21 protein-coding genes and 1 pseudogene are annotated in these 24630 nt (G+C 61.9%); 7 read left to right on the forward strand and 15 right to left on the reverse strand.

What is annotated here, in order from left to right:
* Nucleotides 1–87: 87 nt before the first annotated feature.
* From C2L65_RS24980 to C2L65_RS24990, 3 genes are all read left to right on the forward strand, one after another.
* The gene (locus tag C2L65_RS24980) at nucleotides 88–1347 is read left to right on the forward strand and encodes a cyanate transporter (protein WP_042316592.1); all 1260 of its coding nucleotides are present in this window, start codon (nucleotides 88–90) and stop codon (nucleotides 1345–1347) included.
* Nucleotides 1348–1660: 313 nt separating this feature from the next.
* Nucleotides 1661–2236 carry an ANTAR domain-containing response regulator gene (locus C2L65_RS24985; RefSeq protein ID WP_009769675.1) on the forward strand — a complete coding sequence of 192 codons (576 nt, stop codon included), beginning with the start codon at nucleotides 1661–1663 and terminating at the stop codon, nucleotides 2234–2236.
* 10 nt (nucleotides 2237–2246) lie between these two features.
* Nucleotides 2247–3389: a CmpA/NrtA family ABC transporter substrate-binding protein gene (locus C2L65_RS24990; protein ID WP_042316595.1), complete on the forward strand. Its 1143-nt coding sequence runs from the start codon at nucleotides 2247–2249 to the stop codon at nucleotides 3387–3389.
* An 800-nt stretch (nucleotides 3390–4189) separates the two neighbouring features.
* Here the strand turns inward: C2L65_RS24990 and C2L65_RS24995 are convergent.
* The 4 genes and pseudogenes from C2L65_RS24995 to C2L65_RS25010 form a co-directional block, all read right to left on the reverse strand.
* On the reverse strand, nucleotides 4190–5131 hold the full coding sequence (locus C2L65_RS24995) for a choline ABC transporter substrate-binding protein (RefSeq protein WP_042312467.1): 942 nt from the start codon (nucleotides 5129–5131) through the stop codon (nucleotides 4190–4192).
* Between the two features lie 39 nt (nucleotides 5132–5170).
* Nucleotides 5171–6148 (reverse strand): GlxA family transcriptional regulator, encoded by a 978-nt coding sequence (locus C2L65_RS25000; protein ID WP_233446538.1) that lies wholly within the window; start codon nucleotides 6146–6148, stop codon nucleotides 5171–5173.
* A gap of 133 nt (nucleotides 6149–6281) precedes the next feature.
* The gene (choW, locus tag C2L65_RS25005; protein WP_042312464.1) at nucleotides 6282–7187 is read right to left on the reverse strand and encodes a choline ABC transporter permease subunit; all 906 of its coding nucleotides are present in this window, start codon (nucleotides 7185–7187) and stop codon (nucleotides 6282–6284) included.
* Nucleotides 7180–8469, reverse strand: a pseudogene (locus tag C2L65_RS25010) (quaternary amine ABC transporter ATP-binding protein); the annotation flags it as partial. The gene choW and the pseudogene C2L65_RS25010, both read right to left, overlap by 8 nt.
* Before the next feature lie 330 nt (nucleotides 8470–8799).
* Between C2L65_RS25010 and C2L65_RS25015 the strand changes: the two are divergent.
* Nucleotides 8800–10512, forward strand: a complete 1713-nt coding sequence (locus C2L65_RS25015) for an IlvD/Edd family dehydratase (RefSeq protein WP_042312461.1) — start codon at nucleotides 8800–8802, stop codon at nucleotides 10510–10512.
* Between the two features lie 2 nt (nucleotides 10513–10514).
* Nucleotides 10515–11444, forward strand: a complete 930-nt coding sequence (locus tag C2L65_RS25020; RefSeq protein ID WP_233446539.1) for a dihydrodipicolinate synthase family protein — start codon at nucleotides 10515–10517, stop codon at nucleotides 11442–11444.
* 68 nt (nucleotides 11445–11512) lie between these two features.
* Here the strand turns inward: C2L65_RS25020 and C2L65_RS25025 are convergent, their stop codons facing one another.
* The 5 genes from C2L65_RS25025 to C2L65_RS25045 form a co-directional block, all read right to left on the reverse strand.
* The gene (locus C2L65_RS25025; RefSeq protein ID WP_042312457.1) at nucleotides 11513–11734 is read right to left on the reverse strand and encodes a hypothetical protein; all 222 of its coding nucleotides are present in this window, start codon (nucleotides 11732–11734) and stop codon (nucleotides 11513–11515) included.
* A 174-nt stretch (nucleotides 11735–11908) separates the two neighbouring features.
* Nucleotides 11909–13207: a TolC family protein gene (locus tag C2L65_RS25030; RefSeq protein WP_042312454.1), complete on the reverse strand. Its 1299-nt coding sequence runs from the start codon at nucleotides 13205–13207 to the stop codon at nucleotides 11909–11911.
* Nucleotides 13200–15320 carry a peptidase domain-containing ABC transporter gene (locus tag C2L65_RS25035; RefSeq protein ID WP_042312452.1) on the reverse strand — a complete coding sequence of 707 codons (2121 nt, stop codon included), beginning with the start codon at nucleotides 15318–15320 and terminating at the stop codon, nucleotides 13200–13202. Before C2L65_RS25035 ends, C2L65_RS25030 begins: the two co-directional genes overlap by 8 nt.
* Before the next feature lie 5 nt (nucleotides 15321–15325).
* A complete protein-coding gene (locus tag C2L65_RS25040) occupies nucleotides 15326–16528 on the reverse strand; it encodes an HlyD family secretion protein (RefSeq protein WP_042312450.1) in 1203 nt (400 codons plus the stop codon).
* 70 nt (nucleotides 16529–16598) lie between these two features.
* On the reverse strand, nucleotides 16599–17561 hold the full coding sequence (locus tag C2L65_RS25045; protein WP_081921251.1) for a lysophospholipid acyltransferase family protein: 963 nt from the start codon (nucleotides 17559–17561) through the stop codon (nucleotides 16599–16601).
* 183 nt (nucleotides 17562–17744) lie between these two features.
* Here C2L65_RS25045 and C2L65_RS25050 point away from each other — a divergent pair, with 183 nt between their 5' ends.
* On the forward strand, nucleotides 17745–17963 hold the full coding sequence (locus tag C2L65_RS25050; RefSeq protein ID WP_042312447.1) for a hypothetical protein: 219 nt from the start codon (nucleotides 17745–17747) through the stop codon (nucleotides 17961–17963).
* A 325-nt stretch (nucleotides 17964–18288) separates the two neighbouring features.
* Here C2L65_RS25050 and C2L65_RS25055 read toward each other — a convergent pair whose 3' ends face one another.
* Nucleotides 18289–18567 carry a hypothetical protein gene (locus tag C2L65_RS25055; RefSeq protein WP_042312445.1) on the reverse strand — a complete coding sequence of 93 codons (279 nt, stop codon included), beginning with the start codon at nucleotides 18565–18567 and terminating at the stop codon, nucleotides 18289–18291.
* A complete protein-coding gene (locus C2L65_RS45630) occupies nucleotides 18554–18763 on the reverse strand; it encodes a hypothetical protein (protein WP_156132367.1) in 210 nt (69 codons plus the stop codon). The genes C2L65_RS25055 and C2L65_RS45630 overlap by 14 nt, the downstream gene beginning before the upstream one ends.
* A gap of 408 nt (nucleotides 18764–19171) precedes the next feature.
* On the opposite strand from C2L65_RS45630, the gene C2L65_RS25060 reads away from it, so the two are divergent.
* The gene (locus C2L65_RS25060; RefSeq protein ID WP_042312443.1) at nucleotides 19172–19831 is read left to right on the forward strand and encodes a response regulator transcription factor; all 660 of its coding nucleotides are present in this window, start codon (nucleotides 19172–19174) and stop codon (nucleotides 19829–19831) included.
* Nucleotides 19832–19930: 99 nt separating this feature from the next.
* Here C2L65_RS25060 and rhaS read toward each other — a convergent pair whose 3' ends face one another.
* From rhaS to C2L65_RS25080, 4 genes are all read right to left on the reverse strand, one after another.
* Entirely contained in the window at nucleotides 19931–20938 is a 1008-nt protein-coding gene (rhaS, locus tag C2L65_RS25065; RefSeq protein ID WP_035988574.1) for a rhamnose ABC transporter substrate-binding protein, read from the reverse strand.
* Nucleotides 20939–21017: 79 nt separating this feature from the next.
* The gene (locus tag C2L65_RS25070) at nucleotides 21018–22046 is read right to left on the reverse strand and encodes an ABC transporter permease (RefSeq protein ID WP_042312439.1); all 1029 of its coding nucleotides are present in this window, start codon (nucleotides 22044–22046) and stop codon (nucleotides 21018–21020) included.
* Nucleotides 22039–23100, reverse strand: a complete 1062-nt coding sequence (locus C2L65_RS25075) for an ABC transporter permease (protein ID WP_042312437.1) — start codon at nucleotides 23098–23100, stop codon at nucleotides 22039–22041. Before C2L65_RS25075 ends, C2L65_RS25070 begins: the two co-directional genes overlap by 8 nt.
* Nucleotides 23097–24626, reverse strand: coding sequence for a sugar ABC transporter ATP-binding protein (locus tag C2L65_RS25080; RefSeq protein WP_427910165.1), 1530 nt, complete (start codon nucleotides 24624–24626; stop codon nucleotides 23097–23099). Before C2L65_RS25080 ends, C2L65_RS25075 begins: the two co-directional genes overlap by 4 nt.
* Nucleotides 24627–24630 lie beyond the last annotated feature (4 nt).

Consider the following 24630-nt stretch of genomic DNA (forward strand, 5'->3'; position numbering starts at 1 on the left):
CGGCGATAGCGGATTCTCATCGAATGGTTAACCATTTTACGTTATTATGGTTAACCAAACGCTTTCGATCCATCCGCAGGACACCCCGTGAACCAGACTCCCGGCATCGATTCCCCGCGCATTGCGCGTCGCACGACATCCTCGGCTTTATCGTGGCAGGACGGGCTCTGGCTCGCGGTCATCGTCGCGATCGGCGTCAATTTGCGGCCGCTGCTGACGTCCGTGAGCCCGTTGATGGGGACGATCCGCGCGGCCACGGGCCTCAGTTTCTCGGGCGCCTCGCTGCTGACGAGCCTGCCCGTCGTCGCGATGGGATTCGGCGCGTTCGGCGCCGGCCTGCTGACGCGCGTGGCCGGCGAAGCGCGCGGCGTCGCGCTGGGGCTGCTGGCGATTGCCGTCGCGTGCAGCGCGCGGCTGGCGGCGTCGAGCGGCACGGCGTTGCTGATGACGGCGCTCGTGGCGGGCATGGGCGTCGCCGTCATTCAGGCGCTGCTGCCGGGCGTGATGAAGCAGCGCTTTCATGCACGCGTGCCGCTTGCGATGGGCCTGTTCTCCGCGTCGATCATGGGCGGCGGCGGGCTGGGCGCGAGTCTGAGCCCCTATGTCGCGAAAGCATCCGGTTCGTGGCACGCGGGTCTCGCGATGTGGGCCGTGCCTGCCGCGCTCGCCTGCATGTGCTGGCTCGTGTTGCAACGGCGTGCATCGGCGTTCGATGGACGAGCCTCCGCACACCTTGCGGCGATCCCGACGCACCCGCCTGTGCCGATCTGGAAGAAGCGCCGCGCATGGGCCTTGGGCCTGCACTTCGGCCTCGTCAATGGCGGCTACACGACGCTGGTTGCGTGGCTGCCCGCTTACTACCAGCAGCGCGGCGCGAGCGTTGCACACAGCGGCTCGCTGCTCGCCGCGATGACCGTCTTCCAGGCAGCGTCGGCGCTGCTGCTGCCGCTCGCGGCAGCGTCGTTCCGCGACCGCCGGCCGTGGCTCGTCGCCGGCCTGTCCGCGCAACTCACCGGCATAGTCGGGCTGCTCGCGTATCCGGATGCGCTGCCGCTCGCGTGGGTCGCGATTGCAGGCGCGGGACTCGGCGGCACGTTCTCGCTGACCCTCGTGACGGCACTCGATCATGCCGACGATCATCGACTCGCCGGAAGGCTCGTTGCGTTCGTGCAGGGCGTCGGTTTCATCGTGGCGGCGATCTCGCCGATCATCGCCGGACGCCTGCGCGACCTGACGGGCAGCTTCACGGCCGCGTGGATCATGCTCGCGGCTTGCATCGCCGCGATGATCGCCTTGACCTTCGCTTTCTCGCCGCGCAGTTACGCGCGCTGGCTCGGCCCGCGGTAAAGCGCTCCACGCGAGCAGGTCACTCACGGCCCGCTCCGCATTCACATCTTTGCGCCAAACAGGTGCAATACATTGGGACGCGCACTGCCACGGTGCAACAGCGGCATGCTGTCGTGACGGCTCGAAGCTGTGCGCAGCAAACGTGACAGCGATTGTCGTTTGGTGGCATGCAAGTTGCAGTGTTACTGCATGCTTTCCGACAGGTCACAGCAGACACGCGACTGCTGCCGCCACCCGCCGCGAAGCGCAATGCAGAACCCGCAATCCGACGAATGAAGCTGCGTAACTCCCCCTACTCCATACCGGGCAATCCATGCTGCGTGTTTTGCTCGTAACCGACACCGACAAGCCGATCGGCGAGTTGCGCGATACGCTTGCGCGGCTCGGCTACGAGATGCTCGCCGCCACGGCGTCGCCGCAAGCGTTGCACAAAGCTGTCGAGAGCGAACGACCCGACGTGATCATCGTCGACACGGAATCGCCTTCGCGCGACACGCTGGAGCAGCTTGCCGTGATGAACGCGACGGCGCCGCGCCCGGTGCTGATGTTCAGCAACGACGCGAATCAGCAACTGATACGCGACGCCGTCGGCGCGGGCGTGACGGCGTATCTCGTCGAAGGTCTGGCGACGGAACGCCTCGCGCCGATTCTCGAAGTGGCGCTGGCGCGTTTCGCGCAGGAATCGCAACTGCGCGAGCGACTCGCGCAGGCCGAGAACGAACTGGCTGAGCGCAAGCTGATCGACCGCGCGAAGCGGATGCTGATGGATTCTCAAAAGATGACCGAACATGCCGCCTACGCGACGATGCGCAAGCGCGCGATGAACCAGGGCGTGAAGCTCGCCGAAGTCGCGCGCCAGATCGTCGCCGCAGCCGACTTGCCAGATTGATGCGTTGCCCATGAACTCACCTGCCTACACCTCTTCCTCCGACGAATCCGGCAAGCTCGAGAAGACGCACTTGCGCCTCGGGTTCGTCGCGCTCAGCGATGCCGCGCCGCTGGTCGCGGCGAAGCTGCTCGAATTCGGCCATGCGCACGGACTGACGATCGAACTGCTGAAGCAGCCGTCGTGGGCCGCGATACGCGACAAGCTGTTGTCAGGCGATCTCGACGCCGCGCATTCGCTTTACGGCCTCGTGTATGGCGTGCAGCTCGGCATCGGCGGCCCGCAAACGGATATGGCCGTGCTGATGGTGCTGAACCGCAACGGCCAGGCGATCACGGTATCGAACCGTCTTGCTGCTGCGCTCGACGAGCACAAGACGCTGCCTGCCGCGCTGGCGACGCTCGGTCGCAAGCCCGTGTTCGCGCAGACATTTCCAACGGGCACGCATGCGATGTGGCTGTATTACTGGCTCGCTTCGCAGGGCGTGCATCCTTTGCGCGATATCGAGGGCGTGGTGATTCCGCCGCCGCAGATGGTCGATGCGCTTGCGCAGGACCGGCTCGACGGGTTGTGTGTTGGCGAGCCGTGGAATGCCGTTGCGCAGGAGCGCGGTGTTGGCAGGACGATTGCGTATACGAGTGAGGTGTGGCCAGATCATCCCGAGAAGGTGCTGGCGAGCCGGCGCGATTTTGTTACGCGATATCCAAATACTGCTCGGGCGCTCGTGCAGACGATGCTCGAGGCGTGTCGATGGCTTGATGATGACGTGCATCGTGTGGAGATTTCGGCGCGGCTTGCTGCGGATGAGTTTGTTGGCGTGCCCGCCGGGTTGATTGCGCCACGGTTGATTGCTGCGGGTTCTGATGAGAAGCGGCGGGCTGTGAAGTTTTTTGCTGATGGCGCGGTGAATTTTCCGCATCCTGCGGAAGGGGTTTGGTTTTTTGCGCAGTATGCGCGGTGGGGGATGGCCGGGTGGCGGGATGATTTTGCGCGGATTGCGGGTGAGGTTAATCAGGTTGATCTTTATTGCCAGGCTGCCGCTAATGTTGGTGTGAGCGTGTATGCCGATACGCCGTCGGCGGTGCTTGTTGATGGGCGGGTTTGGGATGGGAAGGCCGATCAGGCTTATATGCAGGGGTTTTTGATCAGGGCCTGATGGTTTTTTTTCGTCTGCGACGCTGTTAAGGTTTTTGTTCTTGCTCTGGCAGTCGCGGTTTGGCTTCGTGTTTCATGCGTTGCCGTTCGGTGTTTTGGGCCTCTGCGCTGGCATCCGCGCTATGCCTTCGCGCTTCAAGCGTCGCCCCTGTGCGGGGCGGCACCTACTTTTCTTTGCCGCCGCAAAGAAAAGTAGGCAAAAGAAAGCGGCTAACACCGCCAACATTTCTCCCCGCCTGAGGGACCCCAACCGGTCCCTCACTTCCCGCGGCAATCACGTGACCCACGTCCGTTGCCAACGCTCTGAATAAGCGCCTCACCCGCTTCACGCACCCGCGTCGGAGCACGCCGTGCCAGCTATTCCTCCGCCGCCCAGGTGGCAAACTGTGTGTAGGCCGTAGCACCTCAAACGCCTCACTTCGGACCGATAGCGCATGCGTTCCACCCCGTAAGAGCGCCAGGCTATACGACGCGACAACCTACACACAGTTTGCCACCTGGGCGGCACATACCATTCGCTGCCGCTTGCCTGAGTACGGGTACTCGAAGCGGGTGAGGCGTTCATTTATAGCGTTGGCAACTAACATCAAATCAGCGCGTTGCCCTGTGAAGCGTAAGACCGGTTGGGGGCCCTCAGGCAAACACAAGAACTGGCGGTGTTAGCCGCTTTCTTTTGCCTACTTTTCTTTGCGGCGGCAAAGAAAAGTAGGTGCCGCCCCGCACAGGGGCGACGCCTGAAGCTAGATAACAAAACGCGGATGCCAGCGAAAACCCAGGCAAACCAAACCACCCCACCCCATCTCAATGCCCCGCAATATAAGCCTTAACGGCCGGCAAGCCGTCCTTGCCATCAATAGTCTGCACCCCCGCAAGCCACTTATCCAAAGCCTGCGGATTAGCCTTCAACCATGCCAGCGCAGCCTTATTTGCATCTTCTTTGTTCATGATAGGCACCATCACATGATTCTCGATAGCCGTCGTGAACTGCAAGTTCGACACAAACTTCGCCGCATTCGGACACCGCGCAGCGTAATCGGGCGGCGTAGCCGTAAACACCTTCGCCTCGCCATAATTAGGCCCGAACACATCATCCCCGCCGGACAGATAATCGATCTTCATCTGCACGTTCATCGGATGCGGCTCCCAGCCGAGAAACACAATCCACTTCTTATCGCGAACCGCACGGTTCACTTCCACCAGCATGCCCGCCTCGCTCGACTCGACCAGCTTGAACTTGCCAAGCCCAAACTGATTGCCATCAATCATCTTCTTGATCAACGCATTGCCATCATTACCCGGCTCGATGCCATAGATCTTTCCATCGAGCTTGTCCGCGTACTTCGCAATATCGCTAAAGTTCTTCAGCCCGCCGTTGTACACATACTCCGGCACAGCAAGCGTATACTTCGCGCCCGTCAGGTTCGGCGTCGCGAGCACCTTGATCGTGCCGGACTTAACGAACGGCTGGATGATCGGGTCCATCGTCGGCGCCCAATAACCCAGGAATACGTCGATCTGCTTGCTCTTGATGCCCGCAAACGTAATCGGCACGGAAGCAATCGTCTTCGTCGGGTTATAGCCGAGACCCTGGAAGATCGTCGATGCCAGCCCCGTCGTCGCCGCAATGTCGGTCCAGCCAACGTCGGCGAATCGGACGTTGCGGCACACGGCAGGGTCGGCGGCGTGCGCGGTCGCGGCAGCCGTCGCGCACAGCGCGGCCATCATCATCAGCTTGCGTTTCATCAGATTCTCCTCGGAATGATTAGTTTGCAGCTCGGCCGGCTAGTTCGCGTGGCGGCGCTCGACACTCGGCGCATGACCAAACTGCGCGCGATAGGCCTTGCTGAAATGACACGGCGAATGAAATCCGCACACGGCCGTCACGCGCGCAATCGATGCGTCCGTCGTGCGCAGCAGATCTCGCGCGCGCCGCAATCGCAGCGACAGGTAGTAATGCGTCGGCGACACACTTAGATAAACCTTGAACATCCGCTGCAAATGGCGTTGCGACAACTGCACGAGCCGCGCGAGTTCTTCGAGCGACAAAGGCTCTTCGATATTCGCTTCCATCAGTCGCACCACTTCGATCAGTTCGGCACGCGAGAACCCGACGCGCGCATCGACGGGAATCGGCTGCGGGTCGCTCGCGCTGCGGATGCGCTCGAGAATGAACTGCTCGGACACTTGCGCCGCGAGGTTCTGCCCGAAGCGGGAACTGACGAGATCGAGCATCAGATCGAGCGGCGCGGTGCCACCCGTACACGTCAGGCGATCGCGATCGATCACGAACAGCTCGTCGGCGAATTGCACATGCGGATATTCCTTGTGCAGCGCCGACAGGTCTTCCCAATGCACCGAACAGCGATAACCGTCGAGCATTCCCGCCGCCATCAACGCATAAGCGCCCGTGCAAATACCGCCCAGCGGCACGCCCTGCGACGCGGCATCCGCGAGCAGCGTCTTCACGTTGCTATCGACGGCATTGCGAATCTGCGTGCCGCCGCACACGATCAGCACATCCGGCATGCCCGCCTCTTCGAGCGTGCGTGTCGGCTTGACGGTAAGACCGTTACTCGCCCGCACGGGCACGCCGTCCGTCGTGATCACAGACCAGCGATAGTGCTGCGCGCGCGAAACGTAGTTCGCCATCCGCAGCACCTCGACCGCGCTCGTAAACGCGATCATCGAAAAACTGGGCAAGGTCAGAAAGCCCACATGCGCAAGATTCGACAACGGCGCTTCAGCCCTGATAGACGTCACGTCGCGCTCCGTGATGCACAAAGAAGAATGTGTTTGGCCACCGCGAAAGCCCAAAGGCTCTCGCGGGGCAACCACTATTGGTTCTATTTCAGACGCGCCGGAAATACGGCGCTTGAGTGAAAACGACAGAGACCTAGCTTTGCGCGACAGCCTGCTGCTCGCGGCGCACGCGCATCACATTGCGCAGGCCCGCAAAGCGCGGCGCGGTGGCCGAACCAGGAGAGCGGCCGAAGCTCTCGGTAATGCGGTCCAGAATGATCGCCAGCAACACGACGGACAGACCGCTTTCGAAACCCAGCCCGATATCGAGGCGCTGAATACTCGCAAGCACATCGTTGCCGAGACCGCCCGCGCCCACCATCGACGCGATGATCACCATCGACAGCGCCATCATGATGGTCTGGTTCACGCCCTGCATGATCGACGGCAAGGCGTTCGGGAATTGCACCTTGTACAGCAGCTGCCACGGCGTGCAGCCGAAGGCCTGCCCCGCTTCGACGATCTCGCGGTTCACGTGCTTGATGCCGAGGCTCGTCAGACGCACGGCAGGCGGCATCGCGAAGATCACCGTGGAGAGAATCCCCGGCACGCGGCCAAGCCCGAACAGCATCGCCGCGGGAATCAGGTAGACGAAGGCGGGCATCGTCTGCATCAGATCGAGAATCGGGCGCACGATCATATGCACATGCTTGTTCTTCGCGGTCCAGATGCCGAGTGGAATGCCCAACACGAGACTGATCAGCGTTGAGGACAGCGTGAGGCCAAGCGTGATGACCGTCTGGTCCCAGAAGCCGGTTGCGTAAATCAGCAATAGCGAAGCGGTGGCGAAAACTGCAAAACGCCAGCCCACGCGCCACAAGCCGATGCCGATAAAGAACGCCATCAGCGCCCACATCGGAATGGCCTGCAGGCCATGCTCGATCATCGCGGCGAAGCTCTCGATCGCCTTGCCGATCGAATCGAACGTGCTCGCATCGTGATCGAGCAGATAGTGAACGGACTGATCGACCCAGCGGCCGAGTGGAATCATCTCAGACATGGGCGCCACCTCTGTTACGCGTAATGACCTTCAGGACCGCGGCCTGATCGACGGAACCGCAATAGCGGTCCTCGTCGTCGACCACGGGCAGAGCCGTCGCGCTCGCGCACACGCGCGACACGACATGTTCGAGCGGCGCGCCGCGCGAAATGCATTCGACCTTGTTCAGTGACGGCGTCGAGTTGCCGATCGCCTCGCGTGTGACGAAGCCGCGGATGCGGCGCTCGGCATCCAGCACGAACGCGTATTCAGCGCTGCCGTTCAGCGACTCGGCAACGCTCGTCTGATCGAGATTGCGCACCAGCGGCACGCCGTTCGCCTGCATCAGATCGCCCGCCGTCAAGTAGCGGCTCGTATCGACGCCCTCGAAGAACGCGCGCACATAGTCGTCCGCCGGGTTCGCGATGATGTCCTGCGGCGTGCCGATCTGCACAACGCGCCCGCCTTCCATGATCGCGATGCGCGTGCCGATACGCAGTGCCTCTTCCAGATCGTGGGACACGAACAGAATGGTGCGCTGCTGGTTCTTCTGCAATTCGAGCAGCACGTTCTGCATTTCCTTGCGCTTGAGCGGGTCGAGCGCCGAGAAAGCCTCGTCCATGATCATCAGCGAGGGGTTCACCGCGAGCGCACGCGCGAGACCGACGCGCTGCTGCATGCCGCCCGACAGCTCGGAAGGCAGCTTGCCCGCGAACGTCGCAAGGCCCACCTGTTCGAGCACTTCGAGCGCGCGCTTCTCGCGTTGCTTACGTCCCATGCCGCCGACTTCGAGGCCGAACGCCGCATTCGACAGCACCGTGCGTTGCGGCATCAGCGCGAACGACTGGAACACCATGCTCATGTCGGTGCGACGCAGCGACGTCAGCTCGGAGCGCTTGATGGCGGCGACATCGCGGCCATCGATAATCACCTTGCCCGCCGTCGGTTCGACGAGCCGGTTGATGAGACGGATCAGCGTGGACTTGCCGGAGCCGGACAGGCCCATCAGCACGAAAATCTCGCCTTCCTGCACATCGAAGGAGACATTGTGGACGCCGACCACATGCCCCGTCTTGGCGAATACCTCGTCCTTCGACGCGCCTCGCGAGAGCATGTCCTGCGCCAACTTCGGGTTAGGCCCGAAAACCTTACATAATCCTTCGACCACGACCTTTGGGGATTTCATCGAGTCCATCTCCTCGTGGTGCAGGCGCCGGCCTGCACATGTGTGACTACATAGTTGCCAGAAAAAACCCCGCCTAGCCGACTAATTGCGACAGACGCTTGCGGAAATGCGACACGAGGAAAAACGAACGGGCGTTAGCGGATGCTTGCAGCCCTTGTGCAGCAAGACTTTGCGAGGATGCTGCAGTGCGTGATGAGCGACTGCGCGTGTCGCTTATTGGAAGGTCGGCGTTCAACGAATGACGCATTCGCGGCGCGTTTCCACAAGCGCCGTCAAGGGTTCTGCCTGCCGTGCCGCGCAAACTCGTCCGTCCATCGCGTCTGTTGCGCTGCAACCGCGTCGCGTCGTGATCCTCGCGGCGCTTCCGACGAACGCCATCTCGTGCAACGAATGGGCTAAGCTGATCTGCACCGATGCACGAAAAACGACACCAAAACAGGAGACCTCATGCGCAAACTCCGCTCGCAAAGCTGGTTCGGCCGCAACGACAAGGACGGCTTCATCCATCGTTCGTGGATGAAAAACCAGGGCATTCCGCACGATGAATTCGATGGCCGCCCCGTGGTCGGCATCTGCAATACATGGTCGGAACTGACGCCCTGCAACGCGCACTTCCGCGAGCTTGCCGAGTACGTGAAGCGCGGCGTGCGCGAGGCTGGCGGCCTGCCGCTCGAATTCCCCGTGATGTCGCTCGGCGAATCGAACCTGCGGCCCACGGCGATGCTGTTTCGCAATCTGGCTTCGATGGATGTCGAAGAGTCGATACGCGGCAATCCGCTCGACGGCGTGATCCTGCTGGTCGGCTGTGACAAGACCACGCCGGCGCTGTTGATGGGCGCGGCCTCCTGCAACCTGCCCGCGCTCGCCGTGTCAGGCGGACCGATGCTCAACGGCCGCTTTCGCGGCCGCACGATCGGCTCGGGCACGGGTGTGTGGCAGATGTCCGAAGAAGTACGCGCGGGCACGATGAGCCAGCAGGAATTCATCGACGCCGAATCGTGCATGAATCGCTCGCGCGGCCATTGCATGACGATGGGCACGGCATCGACGATGGCGTCGATGGTCGAATCGCTCGGCATCGGCCTGCCGCACAACGCGGCGATTCCTGCCGTCGATGCGCGCCGCCAGGTGCTCGCGCATCTCGCCGGACGGCGCATCGTCGAGATGGTCCGCGACGATGTGACGATGGACAAGATCCTCACGCGCCAGGCCTTTGAAAACGCGATCCGCACGAACGCCGCGATCGGCGGATCGACGAATGCCGTCGTGCATCTGATTGCGCTCGCGCGGCGCATCGGCGTGGATCTCGCGCTCGACGACTGGGAACTCGGCTCGGATGTGCCGTGCCTCGTGAACCTGCAGCCATCGGGCGAGTACCTGATGGAAGATTTCTACTACGCGGGCGGCTTGCCTGCCGTGTTGCGGCAACTCGGCGAGCAAGGGCTGCTGCATCGTGATGCGTTGACCGTCAATGGCAAAACCATCTGGGACAACGTAAGCGATGCGCCCAACTACGATCAGAAGGTAATCACCACTTTCGCCGAGCCGTTCAAGCCGCAAGCGGGCATCGCCGTGCTGCGCGGCAATCTCGCGCCGAATGGCGCCGTCATCAAGCCGTCCGCGGCCACGGCTTCGCTGTTGAAGCATCGCGGGCGCGCGGTGGTGTTCGAGAACGTCGAAGAACTGCACGCGAAGGTCGACGACGACTCGCTCGATATCGACGAGCATTGCGTGATGGTGCTCAAGGGCGCGGGGCCGAAGGGCTATCCCGGCTTTGCCGAGGTCGGCAACATGCCGCTGCCGAAAAAGGTCCTGCAAAAAGGCATTACCGACATGGTCCGCATCTCCGATGGCCGCATGAGCGGCACGGCATATGGCGCGGTGGTGCTGCACATAACGCCCGAAGCAGCGGCAGGCGGACCGCTCGCGCTCGTGCAGACGGGCGACATGATCGAACTCGACGTCGCCGCGCGGCGTTTGCATCTGGACGTCACAGACGAAGAACTCGAACGGCGCCGTGCCGCATGGCACGCGCCTGAGCTGCCCGCACGCGGCTATTATCGGCTCTACGTCGAGCATGTATTGCAGGCCGATCAGGGTGCCGATCTCGACTTCCTGGTGGGTGCGAGCGGCGCGCCTGTGCCGCGCGACTCGCATTGATCATGACGCGACTATCCTCTTTCTCGCCACGCGGCATGTGGCCCGTGCTCTACGCCTACTTCGACGAAAACGATACGCTCGACCGTCAAGCGATCCACACGCAGATCGACGCAACGATCGATGCGGGTGCAAGCGGCATCGTGATTCTCGGTCTTGCGACGGAGGTCAACCGTTTATCGCTTGAAGAGAAGCAGCGTTTTATCGAATGGACGGGCGAACACATTGTCGGTCGTGTGCCGTTCGCCGTGACGATCACAGGTGACACCGCCGACGCACAACTCGCATTGGCGGATTACGCAGCGGATCACGGCGCCTCGTCGCTGATCCTGCAACCACCATCGGTTCGCGACAAACCCGAATCGTTTTACTTCGATTTTTTTGCCGACGTCATGCAGCGCGTGCGCGTGCCTGTCGGTATCCAGAATGCGCCTGAATATCTGGGTGTCGGACTAACGGTTCAATCGCTCGTTGCGCTCGCCGCGCAGTGCGGCCAATTTCAGTGGCTCAAAGGCGAAGGCCCGGCCACGATCATTCATTCGACGATCGAGCGGCTGCGCGAGCATGGCAGTCCGTTACCCGTGTTCAATGGGCGCGGAGGCCAGGAACTGATCGACAATCTGCGCGCCGGTTGCGCGGGCCTGATCGTCGCACCTGATTCATTCGACTGGCAAGCTGCGATTTACAGCGCTTTCATCGAAGGGAATCACACGAACGCGCAAGCGCTTTACGAACGCATCCTGCCGTCCATCGTCTTCGTGATGCAATCGCTCGATGCGTTGACCTGCTACGGCAAACGGATCGCAGCGTGGCGCATGGGTTTCGATGTCGCGCACGACCGGGGCATGCGTCCGACAGCATTTGGCCTGTCATGCGCGCGCCGTTTTGCCGCGGCGCTGGGTCCGTTTGCAGATCAGCGCAACACGGCCCGCTGAAACAAAAAAGAGGAAGGCGGCTTCAAAACCGCGCTTCCTCCTTCACTATCAGCGTACAGCGCTAAGACTTACTGTGCTGCCGATGCTGCTTCGTCGCTGGCTGCCTTTGCGGGCGCTGCCTTCTTGTGCGCGTGCTTCTTCTTCGCGTGGTGCTTCTTTGCGTGGTGCTTGGCAGCGGGCACCGATGCTGCTGCGGGCGCTTCTTCCGTTGCTGCGGGCGCCGATGCCTGCGCGAATGCGGCGATCGAGAACAGACCTGCCAGAGCGGCGGCGATGATGTGCTTGTTCATTGCTTGAATCCTCAAACCTTGGGTTGTTGACTAACGGCTCGCTGGCCGTCGACCTGGTGGGGTCATCGCTCTAAACGCGCCGGTTGATTAAACGTTGACGCTCTTTCAGTTGCTCGCCGCATTCTTGACAGTTCTTTACGAGAACCGCTCGTTACGCTTCGTATTCGTATGTTTTCAATGCAGCACCGCGTTGATCTGCACGATATCCGCGAGGCTTAGCATCGACGTGTCGGCCTTCAGTTGCATCAGCGCGACGAGGGCGTCGTATCGCGCGGCGAACAGGTCACGCTGCGTGGCGTAAAGCATGTCGATTGCGCGCAGCACGTCGGTGCTGGTACGCGAGCCGACCTTGTAACCCACGCGCGTTGCAGCGAGCGTCTCGCGACACGAAGCGAGCAGATGCATCAGCATTTCGACCCGCGTCCGACCCTGCTGATAGCGCGCGTAGTTGTCGCGCGCCGACGCATAGGCGGCACGCGCCGCGGCCGCTAGCGCATCGCGTGCCTTGTCCTGCAGCGCCTGCGTTTCGCGCAGCTTCGACTGCACCGCGCCGCCCGCAAACAGCGGAATCGAAATCGAGAGCATGCCGGTCGCGGTCGTGGTCGGCCGTGCGTAGCCGGATGCGGCGCCCGCAGGCGTGTAGCTACCCGTCGCATAGACCGACGGATATTGCGCGCCCTCCGCCTTGCTGACGTCGAGCTTCGCAATCTCCCAGTCGAGTTTTCTTTGCTGGACGACGTAGCCAATCTCCTTCGCCTGCGTCGCCCAGGCGTCGCTATCTTCCGGCGCGAGGCGCGGCAGCGCGAGCGCGTCAGGTAGCCGCGCCAGCGCGTCGAACGGCGCGCCTGTCATTTGTTCGAGCGCGCGGCGCTTCGCCAGCAACGCGCTTTGCGCGTCGGTCTGTTGCAACCACACCTGCTCCCGGGTCGTCATGGCTTCGCGCAGATCGACGACGGTCGCCTCGCCCGCCGCGCGATTGCGTTGCACGATCAGGATATGCGCATCCACGGCGGCTGCGTACTCCGCCGCCCGCCCGATCTCGTCCTCTGCCGCTAGTTCGTCGAAATACGCGCGCACCGCGCGCAATAGCACGGTTTGCCGCGCGACTTCGACATCGACGGCGCCGCGCACCTCGACGTAGTCGGCTTGGCGGTAGGCAGCCAATTTCGTCCAGTCGAATAACGACTGCGTCAGCGAGACGGTCCAGCCGTTTTGCCAGTACGACGTCCTCGGGAAGCCATCCGTCGCGATGCTGTTGTAACTGCGTCCCCACCCGCCCGAGATTTGCGGCAACAACGCTCCGCGCGCCTGCGGCACGGCCTCTTTTGCGGCTTCATACGCGGCGCGCGCCTGCGCGAGATCGGCGTCATAGCCGAGCGACTGCTGAACGGCGGTCACGAGATCGGCAGCATACGCGCCGATGCTCGTCACGCAAAGCGCAGCCGCAACGAGAGAAGCTCTGCATCTACGCATGCGACGGCTCGCCTGCTGCGATGTGATCGGGACTGCAAGGCTCACGCACGAGCGCGCCATCGACGAGCCGGTAACGATGGTTGAACGTCGACGCGAGCGACATGTCGTGCGTGATGACGACGACCGTGCAATCGAGCCGCTGGAGCAGTTCGCCGATGCGCCTGACGGAAACCGGATCGAGATTCGACGTGGGCTCGTCGAGCAACAGCAGGCTGCGGCCCTGATAGAGCGCACGCGCAAGCAATAAGCGCTGCCGCTGCCCCGCCGAGATGTTGGCGATGGTATCGCTGATGATCGTGCGGGTGCGCATCTGCAGATGCATCACATCATTCCATAGACCCACGTCTTCGAGAACCGATTGCAGGCGCGTTTCATCGACGCTTGCCGAGAACAGCGACACGTTGTCCGCGATCGAGCCATGCAGGATCAGATCGCCTTGCCGCATATGAGCGGCGTGTCGACGGATTTCGTCGACGGTAAGGTTTGGCCATGCGATGCCGTTTAGCGACATATGTCCATGTTGCAGCGGCTCGGCTGCTGAAATCAGCTTGAAGAGCGTCGATTTTCCCGCACCGGATGGGCCCGTGATCGCGATCTTGTCGCCTGCGCGAATGTCGATGCTGGCGTTTTTCAGCACCGGCTGATCCGACACGCCGTAGCTGAACGTGACGTAACGAACTTCGATGCGCTCGAACGTACGGACTTCCATCGCGCGCTGGGTGTCGGCGATGGTCGTATAGCGCTCCCCCTCGCATTCGACGATGTCATCGACACGCGCAACAGGCACGCTCAGCATGAAGTATGAGAACACGCCGTTGACCGTGTGCGCGAAACGGTCCGACATCAGCGACTTGTAGATCAGGAACGAGTAAAACACCCCAACCGAGATTTTCCCGCCGAGCATCAGGCGTGCCGCAACCCATGTGATTGCGATGGTGTCCGCGTATTGCACGGCCTTCAGGAAGGCATCGCGCGCACTAGTCAGACGGTTGCCCGCCAGCAAGGCCGCTACGTACTCGCGATACTTCGTCATGAAGATTGCCGTGCGCCGCGTTTCGCCCTGCGCGAGCTTGATCAGCGAAGCGGCGCGGATCGTTTCGATCAGCGCGTCGTCGCAACGGGCCGACGTTTCCAGCACGAGTGCGTGGTTGTCGCGCATGCTCGCGAACATGCCAAGCGCGATCGACAGATAGACGGCGAACATGCCGAGGGCCACGGCCGTGAGCATCCGGCTCTGGATCAGCATGAGCGCGAGCGCCAGCAAACCGACCGTCGTGTCGATGCACATCTGCGTGAAGGTGCGCGTTGCCTGCAGGCTGATTTCGTCCTGCGCCTTGACGCGCGCAAACACATCGCCGACGTGCCGCTTCTCAAACCATGAAACCGGATTGCGCAGCAGATGCCCCAGTAGCCCCTCCGTCGCGGTCACGCGCACGCGCTGGTGCAGCAGTTCGAGAAGCCGCGCCTCGACATACTGGCTCAGCGCACCCACCGCGAAAATGCCCGCGAACGTCAACACGAGCACGTTCAGCAGATTGACGTTGTCCGCTGCGACGACGTAGTCGAGCGTCAGATTGCCGAGGTAAGGCGCCGCGAGAATCGCGAACTGACTACCGACCATCACGAACATGACTTTGGCGAGATGACGCCGCAAGTCCGCGTTCAGCGCCCGCACGCGGGCGAGCGCCTTCGGCACCTGGAGCTTCGCGCGAATGCGCGGCATCCCGGGAGTCGGTGAGCACTCGAGCAGAAAGCCCGATACTGCCGACGCAAATGTGTCCATCGAAATGCGCCGTCGTCCCGTCGCCGGATCGAGAATCTGCACATAGCCACGCCCGCATTTTTCGAACACCACGAAATGCGCGCCGCCGAAATGCAGTATCGAACCGTGCCGGATGGTTGGCAGGTCTTCGAATCCGAAGCGATAGGCCTGCACCGCCAGGCCGAATTCGGTGGCCATGTCGTAGAGGTCCATCAGCGAGAGACCGTTCGCGGAGATGGGCCGATAGGCGGACAACTCCCGCACCTCGGTTGCGCGGCCAAAATGCGTGAGCACCATCGCAAGACACGCGTAGCCGCATTCCGCGACCTCGTTTTGATAGATGACGCGCATCGGGATCAACCTCTTATCGTGCGAAACAACGGTTCGAGCACCCACTCGGCAATCGTCCGGCGTTCGACCACGATGCTGGCCGTCGCACGCATGCCGGGCAGGATGTCGAAATGCTGCTGAGCGTAATCGAATGTTCTCCCATGCAACGTTGCCCATGCCATGAAGTCGCCATCGCCCATGTCCTTTGGCGACGTGGGCGTCGTGGGTGGCGGCGACATCAGCGATTGCACCGTCGTTTGCGAGATCGCGTCGATGCGCGCTTCATAAGTGCCGAACTTGACATATGGAAACGCGTCGAACTTCAGGCGCACGATCTGCCCCGCCTGCACGAAGCCCCGACGGCGCGATGGAATGCGCAGTGCGGCGCGCAACGCGCTCTTGTCCTCCGTGGAGATGACGAGCGCGACATCGGCGGGTTCGAGCGTTCTGCCCGGCACGAGGCTCGAAAACATCACGATGCCCGGTTTCGGCGCCGAAATCGTCGAATCTTGCCGCGACTGCTCGAAGCGCATCCGGATGTCCTGAATGTCGCGAGCATGGCGCGCGTCGTTTTCCTTCAATTGCGCTGACAGATTTCCTTGCGTGCTGCGCAGCGTCGCGATCTCGCCGTTCAGTTGCTGACGCCGAGCGAGTCCTTGCGCGACCGAAATTTTCATCTGGTGCGTGTCGGCGCTCGCCTGCTCTATCCGGTCTGCCGTCACGTAATCGGATACGGATTGCAGTCGATTCAACTTATGCTCAGCCTCGCCTACGAGTTGACGGCTTTGCGCGATCTGTTCGTCGAGCGCCACGACTTCAGCGCGACGGTTGCCGATCGTCGCGTTCGATGCATCGAGTTGCGCATCGAGTTGCGCCTTGCGCTGCTGGTACTGCGCGTCAGCGGCGTGGATCTGGTCATCGCGCATCTGCTCGTCAAACATCGAACGCTGGCGGCCGTCGCTTGCGAGCGACAGGTCGCGCTGCACACGAAAGAGCGGCATGCCCGGCGTCACACGTTCGCCTGCATGCACATAGACGGACGACACGAGTCCGCTCAATCCCTGCACTTTGACATCGGATGGCGAAACGATTTCGCACTGGACGTCCTGCTTCAATTCGACCTCGTGCAGGAAGCCGAAGGCAACGGCCGCCACGACGATGCCCGAGGCGCCGTAAGCGATCCATCGCCAAGGCACATCCTTGAACTGAGGGAGACTGGTTGGTTCCATGATGATCTGCCCGGTGGGTCGTGCTGGCGTCGACTCGTCGAAACGGCATCGGGACGGCGCGCATCTGGTTCTATTTCACGGGCGCAAACGCATACAGCGAAGGATGACCCGCAACGAGCGAGCGTTCGAAGTTGTTTGTGAGCGCCTCCTCGATTTCGCGTGCGACGCGGTGTGGCGCATCGGGATCGCCGAGCCGTATGGGTTCGAGCAAGGTGCCGGCGAAGCGGCCGCGTTCGAAGCGCAGATAGAACGGCAGCAGAATCGCGCCGAGCGGCGCGCCCATGCGAAACACGCCGTTGTGAATGCGCGCCGCGCGGCCGAACATCGACACGCCGACCGTTTCCATCGGATAACGATGCAGCGTGAACGGCGGCACGTCAGCGAAAATCACGACCACGCCGTTGCGCCTGAGCGAGCGCGCGACCTGCAAGCCAAGGCCGGTGCGGTTGTCCTGACCGTAGGTGTACAGCACATCGAGGCCGGGAATCATCGCATCGTCACTGCCGTAGATGTCGCGCGGCACGCCGGACACCACGCCGATCCGTGCAAGCCCAAGCTTCGCGCGCAAATCGTCGATCACATAGATGTTTGCATACTGCGATACGAAGTGAAACGGCGACACGATGAACGAACAGCCCGGTGCCTCGCGCCTGAGCTGCGCGATTGTTTGCTCAAGTGTGCCGGCAATGCGCTGAAGATCGGGCCATGCCTCATCGAACTGGCGTTGGCGTCCAAAGTGCAATCGCTGGTCGATCAATTTCTCCAGCGCACCGGCGGACAGGAGGCGACTGCTGCGTGGTGCGGTGATTTTCAGTATTTCGCTTGCAAAATCGGCCCGCTCGCGACCGAGCGCGCGTCGGTTTGCGTCGAACGACGCCTTTAGCAGAGAGAATCCAACGGCAATCGGCTCAAGTGCGGCAAGCGGAACACGGGACGCCACGACACGCAGCGCGACAAGCCGCGTACGCCGCGCCGCATGGCCCAGCACACCCCGCAGACGCGACCACCCCATCCGCCACGACAACAGATCCATAGATTGATTCTTTTGAATTTAGGCAGTTCTTTGCCGCCGTTCGCGTGGGCTCGCCCGAATGCAAATGGGCATTTACATCGACAATGCGTTGTCTCGCGAAGCGATCACGAAACGCAAAGCCCCACGCTGGAGCGTGGGGCTCGCCTGGCATCATGTCGCCAACGTCCACCGCCGCAACGCCAGATGATTACAGCGTTCCAACGGCGAACACTGGCCGACGATCAACGCTTGACGACGACCGTAATCGTGTTGCTGCTCGAACTGGTGCTCGTGCTGGTGCTCGTAGCGCTCGACTTGCAGCAGCCGCCAGCCACCGTCGCCTTTTCCAACACGCTGCGCTCTACTTTCTGCATCTCATTCTCCTCGTTGGGTTATGAAAGAACTGCCTTGCTACACAACTGACGGGATTGATCCCGTCAACACTTCAAGCCTGCATCGCCGCCCCGACACTTCACTCCGACATCCGGCATCAAAAACGGCGATGCCAAATCTCATGGCACCGGAGGGCGACCGTTTCCGCTCGAAGAACGATTGCCCGAAACGACCACGACCGTGATCGTGTTCGAGCTGGAACTCGAACTGAAACTGCTTGAACTACTGGAAACGCTGTAACCACCAGCCAGCTTCGCCTGCGCCAATTCATCACGGTCTATTTTCTGCACCGTTATCTCCTTCTATGGGTTTAACAAGGTCGACCTTCCCTACAGAACTGATCGGGATCGCTCCGTCAGTCCTTCAGGATTGCCATGTTTTCACTGCGACGCGGCGACGCATCCCATCCAGTTATCGAGCCGAGTGGAGGTGCTGCCGCGCTCATTAGCATCAGCTTCGATGCGCCATCTGTCTGGTCCGCAATAGCGACATTCGACGCAATGTTCTGTTCGACCGAATACGTTCTCGCTCTCACGACGATTACTGCACCATCCGCCCCGGGCGAGTTATCCGAGTCCATTGCGCGAAAGTACTCGAATGACGCGACGTTGCTCGTGGGTTCAACGATTTTCATGCCTGCCCTGACCACAGGCCGAATCCGCGCCGTTGAGGTGCGATGCGAGTGATGCTTTGTGCGCGCCACATGCAACACCGAATGGTGCAGCCGATAGCCGCTGCAACTGACCTGCAAGCAATGCCGGCAATGAAATGCCGCCGACCTGTATGCAATCCTTGCTCTGATCTCCCGGGTCTTTTTGGATGATGAGCATGCGGCGGCGGGCCGATTGCCTCGAGCGCTCGCGTTAGTACTCGTCATACCCAACGCCAGGCCGAGCATCGCAAAGCACAAGATTAATTTAGTCGGCACTGCCATTTCGTTTCGATCTTATTTCGATAGACACCGTTTGATACCCGATACGCGGACCAGATTATCCATATGGAGCCTCAATTCCGTAATCAGATTTCTTCGATTTTTCGTAGGACTATGCGAATACGTTGAAGGACTATTCCAATTTACAACTTGCTCACATTCCACTCCCTCAGATGATTTGATCCGCAACCTGATCGCGGGATAGAATCGTCCGATCTGAGAAGCCGCTTGCTTCAAGGATTGTGGCTCTCGCCCCACGCCTCTTAATCGCAGCAGCTATACATCCGAGACCGCTTTGCTTCAGCACATGAACAACAATCGCGAGTTCAGGGTTGCCATCGCCGACGACCATCCCGTCATTCGACAAGCTGTCATCAACGCGATCGAAAACCTGCCAGGTTTTGCTGTGGGCGCGAAGGCGCACTCCGGCCAGGAATTGCTCGATCGTCTCACCGAGGGAAGTTGGGATCTGATTGTCACAGACCTGTCGATGCAGAGCGCCCGCAGCGAAACTGACGGGCTCAATCTGGTCGCGATCCTGTGCAAACGGCACCCATCCGTGCCTGTCATCGTGTTCACGATGCTCAACAACGACGATGTGCTGCTCAGGCTATCCCGGTCGGGCGTCGCCGGCATTGTGGACAAGTGTGAAGGCGTGGCGGAGTTTCAGTCGGCGGTACTGAAAGTGGTGAATCATCAGCGACCATTCTTTTCGGAAAGAATCCGGTCACGTCTGCAGCTACGTTGCGGCAATGTCGCCTCGCAAGGCCGCGCACTGACGCTGACGAAGAAAGAACTGGACGTGATACGGTACGTCGCTGCGGGCACGTCGTTGACTCAGATCGCGCAACGGATCAACCGCTCCATCTCGACCGTTGCAACGCAAAAGAGCACCGCCATGAAAAAGCTCGGTCTCCAGACAAACGCCGACCTGGTCAAATATGCACAGGAAAACGGCCTGATCTGAAGCAGGCATCGCTGGACGTCGGGGCGTCTCGCATGACAAAAGAACGGGCCGTGCGCATGATGCGCGCGGCCCGCTTTCTAGCTGCAGGTGCAGCGCACGTCAGAAGTTGAAGTTATCGATATTGCTTGCATCAAACGTGGTCGGCGGTCCAAGAATGATTTCACCTTGCGCGCCGATGGTGCGCTTGCCGAGCTTGCCCGCGTCGAACGATTCCCCTTCCTTGCCCGTGATCGCGCCCGATGCGAGACTCGCCGCCGCATACGCCGCGAGATAGCCCAACTGACCCGGGTCCCACAGCTGGAACGCCTTCACGGTGCCGTTCTTCACGAACGCGCGCATCTGGTTAGGCGTGCCGAGACCCGTCACCGCGACCTTGCCCTTGCTCGACGACGTCGAGATATAGCGCGCCGCCGCCGCAATGCCGACGGAGGTGGGCGCCACGATCGCCTTCAGGTTCGGATACGCCTGCAACAGCCCTTGCGTCTCGACGAACGACTTCTGGTCATCGTCGTTGCCGTACGCGATCTTCACGAGCTTCAACTTCGAATACTCGGGCTTCTTCAGTTCTTCCTGCATCCACTTGATCCACGTATTCTGGTTCGTCGCGTTCGGCGTGGCCGACAGGATCGCGAACTCACCCTCGCCGCCCATCAGCTTCGACACGAGCTGAATCTGCCCGCGCCCAATGCTCTCCGCGTTGGCCTGATTCACGAACAGCTGACGGCCATCGGGCGCTGTGTCGGAGTCGAAGGTCACGACCTTGATACCTTGCGACATCGCCTTCTTCAGATATGGCACGAGCGCATTCGCGTCATTCGCCGCGATGACGATGGCATCCTGACGCTGCGTGGTCAGCGTATTGATGTACGACACCTGCGACGACGCGCCCGCGTCCGACGGCCCCACCACCTTGCCCTGCCCCTTGAACTCCTTGATCGCGGCCATGCCGCCGTCGTCGGCGATCACTTCATACGGGTTGTTGATCTGCTTGGGCACGAACGCGATCTTCAGATCCGGCTTGATGCCTGCTGCGGACGCGGCGACGCTCACGCCCAGCAAGGCCGCGCAGAGCATCATCGCTCCCGCGTGACGCAGTGGTTTGTTCATCTGTTGTCTCCTGGTGGTGGATCGGACTTTTGGCGTCCGGTTGAATTAAACGGCATCACGTACGGCGGGTTCACATGACTTACGACGCACTCGGTTTCGTCAACGTTTGAGCGGCGATCAGCTTGCGGTCGCGCATCGCTCGCCAGCGCGCGACCAGGTTCGGAATCAGCACCGATGCGAGCAGCAGCGCGCCCGTTACGATGGTCAGCGTTTCGCTGGAGACATCATCGAGCGTGAGCGCATTCTTCAACACGCCGATGATCAGCAGCGACAGCAGGACGCCGACCATCGACCCGCGTCCGCCGAAGATGCTCACGCCGCCGAACAGCACGGCGGCAATCACCGACAGCTCGAAGCCTTCGCCGTTGTCACCGCGTGCGCTCGTGAAGCGCAGCGTGTAGACGATGCCCGCAAGCGCGCTCATGAAACCCGACAGCATGAAAAGACGCATCCGCACCTTCGCGACCTCGATGCCGGAGAACGCCGCCGCCGTCGAGTTCGCGCCGATCGCATAGAGGCTGCGGCCGAACGCCGTTGCCTGCAAGAGCACGGTGAACAGCACGGCGCAAACAATGACGATTACGAACGGCAGCGGAATGAACGTGCCGAACAGCGTGTCCATACCGAAGGCCGTGTAGCCCGGCGGAAAATCCGCGACGGCCTGATCGCCGAGCAGCACATACGACAAGCCGCGAAACAGCGCGAGCGTGCCGATCGTGACGGCGAGCGACGGCAGGTTCAGCTTCACGATCACGAGCCCGTTGAACAGCCCCGCGATCATGCCAAACAGCAGCACGACCACGATCACGACGGGCATCGGCAGGCCCATGTGCCACAGCACGCCCATCAGCGCGCTGGACGCGCCGAGTACCGATGCGACGGACAGATCGATCTCGGCCGCGACGATGATCAGCGTCATCGGCAACGCCATCAACGCGATCTCGGTGAGGTCGGCGAGCACATTGCTGAGATTCGCGCCCGTCAGGAACACGGGCGACAGCACACGCCCTAGCCCGAGCGACAGGATCAGCACGACGACCAGCAAGGTTTCCCAGCGCAGCGGCGTTTCGCGCTTGCGCGTGAGCAGCGCGGAATCGGGTTTAGCCATGATCGCGTTTCCTCATCATGCGTTTGGCGACGGAGCGGGCCAGCAGCGTGTCGGCGGCAATTGCCGCGACGATCAGCGCGCCTTCGATAGCCTGTTCCCAGAACGGTGACACGTGCAGGACGACGAGCGCGATGCTGATCACGCCGAGCACGAGCGCGCCGAGCGCCGCGCCGAGTATCGTGCCGACGCCGCCCGTGATCGCGACGCTGCCGACCACAGCCGCCGCCACCACCTGCAACTCGATGCCTTTCGCGGTGCTCGCGTCGACGGTGCCGAAGCGCGCGAGCCACAGCGCGCCCGCAAAGCCCGCAATCGCGCCCGATAACAGGAAGCCCGACATCACGCGCCGTTCGACGTTGACGCCCGCCAGGCGCGCCGCCTCGGGGTTCGAACCGATCGCGTAGTGTTCGCGGCCCGCACGGAAATGCTTCAGATAGAACGACAGCGCCAACAGCACGGCGGCGGCGATCAGCGCGAGCGTCGGAATGCCGAGCACGGTGCCCGTCGCGAGACGCGAGTACGCTTCGGGCAGGCTCGTCGCGTTGATCTGGCCGCCATGTACCCAGGCGTAATCGGCGCCGCGGAAGATGTAGAGCGTCGATAGCGTCGCCACCAGCGACGGCACGCGCCCCACCGCGATCAACAGCGCATTGATGCCGCCCGCGACGAGCCCGATCGCGACGCCCGCAACCAGCGCGACCAGCACGGGCATCTGCGGAAACGCAACGTACAGACTGCCGACGGCGTACGCGCTGATGCCGACCGTCGAGCCAATCGACAGATCGATGTGCCGCATCAGGATCACGACCGTCATGCCAGCCGTCAACAAGCTGACGATCGACACGTTGAGCAGCACGTCGCGCAGATTCTGCAGGTTCAGAAACTGCGGCCGCGCGAGTGACGTGCCGAGTATCAGCAGGATCAGCACGACGAAGAGCGTCGTCTCGCGGCTCTTCGCGATCGTCCCGACGATGCCGCCGGGGCCGGAGCGCGTGCGTTGCAACGGCGCGTGGTCGATCGACGCCGCGTGTGAATGAGTCGAATGCCGGATCATGCTGCGCGCCCCAGTAATGCCGCCGATTGCCCGAGTGCCGCGCTCATGATGCGCTCCTCGCTCGCATCGGCGCGTGAAATGTCGGCACTGATGCGGCCTTCGTGCATCACGAGTACGCGGTCCGCCATGCCGAGCACTTCGGGCAGTTCGCTCGAAATCATCAACACAGCCATGCCTTCCTGAACGAGTTCGGAGAGCGCGCCATACACTTCCGCTTTCGCGCCGACATCGATGCCGCGCGTCGGTTCGTCGATGATCAGGACTTTCGGGCCCGTTGCGAGCCATTTGCCGAGCACCACTTTCTGCTGGTTGCCGCCGGATAGCGTGCCGACGGGCGCTGAAGGATCACTTGCCTTCAGGCGCAGCCGCGTGCCCCAACGCGTCGCGAGTTGCGTCTCGCTGCGCGTCGAAATCAGGCCGTGGCGCACGAGGCGTCCAAGCACCGTCATCGACGCATTGCGCGCGATGCTCAGCTCCAGCGCCAGACCTTGCTGGCGACGGTCTTCGGGCACGAGCGCAAGCCCCGCGCGCACGGCCGCGGCGGGATTGCCCGTCTTCAGACGCTTGCCCGCGATCTGCACTTCGCCCGAATCGATCGGGTCGATGCCGAAGATCGCGCGCGCCACTTCGCTGCGGCCCGCGCCGACCAGACCCGCGAGCGCGACGATTTCGCCTGCGCGCACATCGAACGACACGTCCTTGAACACGCCGACACGCGTCAGATTGCGCACCGACAGACGCACGTCGCCGGGCTTCACATCGGCCTTCGGATAGAACGTTTCCAGATCGCGTCCAACCATCTTCGCGACCACCGATTCCGTCGTCATCTCCGACGTCGGCGCATCGAACACCTTCGCGCCGTCACGCATGATCGTGACGTGTTGCGTCAATGCAAACACTTCATCGAGCCGATGCGTGATGAACAGGATCGCGACGTCACGCTCGCGCAGCTTGCGCACGATCGTAAAGAGCCGCTCGACTTCGGGCAGCGACAGCGCCGCCGTCGGCTCGTCCATGATCAGCACGTTCGCGTTCAGCGACAGCGCCTTCGCAATCTCAATGACTTGCTGATCGGCGATCGACAGGCCGCGCACGAGACGATCCGCGCGCAGATCGACGCCCAGCGACGCCAGCAGTCCATCGACTTCGCGGCGCATCCCATCGTGTTGAATGCGGCCGAAGCGATCGACGGGCTGCCGCCCCATGAAGATGTTCTCGGCAATCGACAGATCGAAGAACAGCGTCGGTTCCTGATAGATGACGGCAAGGCCCGCGTCGCGCGCTTCGGCGGGTGTGGCGAAACGGCGCTCGATGCCATCGATGCGAAGCTCGCCCGTGTCGGGCTGATGCACGCCCGCGAGTATCTTCACAAGAGTCGACTTGCCCGCGCCGTTCTCGCCGAGCAGCGCATGCACTTCGCCGGGCCACAGCACGAGTTCGCCGTCCGACAGCGCGCGCACGCGCCCGAACGTTTTGCTGGCGTGCCGCAGTTCCAGCCTCGGCACGCTTTCAGTGTGTTGCTCCACCCTG

It is taken from the genome of Paraburkholderia terrae (genome assembly GCF_002902925.1).
Lineage (GTDB): Bacteria > Pseudomonadota > Gammaproteobacteria > Burkholderiales > Burkholderiaceae > Paraburkholderia > Paraburkholderia terrae.

Excerpts from the sequence above, each read along its gene's own strand:
- choW (WP_042312464.1), bottom strand. The coding sequence starts at position 7,187 with ATGTCTGAGATGATTCCACTCGGCCGCTGGGTCGATCAGTCCGTTCAC.
- C2L65_RS25050 (WP_042312447.1), top strand. The coding sequence starts at position 17,745 with ATGATTACAGCGTTCCAACGGCGAACACTGGCCGACGATCAACGCTTG.
- C2L65_RS25070 (WP_042312439.1), bottom strand. The coding sequence starts at position 22,046 with ATGGCTAAACCCGATTCCGCGCTGCTCACGCGCAAGCGCGAAACGCCG.
- C2L65_RS25075 (WP_042312437.1), bottom strand. The coding sequence starts at position 23,100 with ATGATCCGGCATTCGACTCATTCACACGCGGCGTCGATCGACCACGCG.
- C2L65_RS25020 (WP_233446539.1), top strand. The coding sequence starts at position 10,515 with ATGACGCGACTATCCTCTTTCTCGCCACGCGGCATGTGGCCCGTGCTC.
- rhaS (WP_035988574.1), bottom strand. The coding sequence starts at position 20,938 with ATGAACAAACCACTGCGTCACGCGGGAGCGATGATGCTCTGCGCGGCC.
- C2L65_RS24985 (WP_009769675.1), top strand. The coding sequence starts at position 1,661 with ATGCTGCGTGTTTTGCTCGTAACCGACACCGACAAGCCGATCGGCGAG.
- C2L65_RS25015 (WP_042312461.1), top strand. The coding sequence starts at position 8,800 with ATGCGCAAACTCCGCTCGCAAAGCTGGTTCGGCCGCAACGACAAGGAC.
- C2L65_RS25030 (WP_042312454.1), bottom strand. The coding sequence starts at position 13,207 with ATGCGTAGATGCAGAGCTTCTCTCGTTGCGGCTGCGCTTTGCGTGACG.
- C2L65_RS24990 (WP_042316595.1), top strand. The coding sequence starts at position 2,247 with ATGAACTCACCTGCCTACACCTCTTCCTCCGACGAATCCGGCAAGCTC.
- C2L65_RS25040 (WP_042312450.1), bottom strand. The coding sequence starts at position 16,528 with ATGGAACCAACCAGTCTCCCTCAGTTCAAGGATGTGCCTTGGCGATGG.
- C2L65_RS25045 (WP_081921251.1), bottom strand. The coding sequence starts at position 17,561 with ATGGATCTGTTGTCGTGGCGGATGGGGTGGTCGCGTCTGCGGGGTGTG.
- C2L65_RS25025 (WP_042312457.1), bottom strand. The coding sequence starts at position 11,734 with ATGAACAAGCACATCATCGCCGCCGCTCTGGCAGGTCTGTTCTCGATC.
- C2L65_RS25055 (WP_042312445.1), bottom strand. The coding sequence starts at position 18,567 with ATGAAAATCGTTGAACCCACGAGCAACGTCGCGTCATTCGAGTACTTT.
- C2L65_RS25035 (WP_042312452.1), bottom strand. The coding sequence starts at position 15,320 with ATGCGCGTCATCTATCAAAACGAGGTCGCGGAATGCGGCTACGCGTGT.
- C2L65_RS24995 (WP_042312467.1), bottom strand. The coding sequence starts at position 5,131 with ATGAAACGCAAGCTGATGATGATGGCCGCGCTGTGCGCGACGGCTGCC.
- C2L65_RS45630 (WP_156132367.1), bottom strand. The coding sequence starts at position 18,763 with ATGCTCATCATCCAAAAAGACCCGGGAGATCAGAGCAAGGATTGCATA.
- C2L65_RS25060 (WP_042312443.1), top strand. The coding sequence starts at position 19,172 with ATGAACAACAATCGCGAGTTCAGGGTTGCCATCGCCGACGACCATCCC.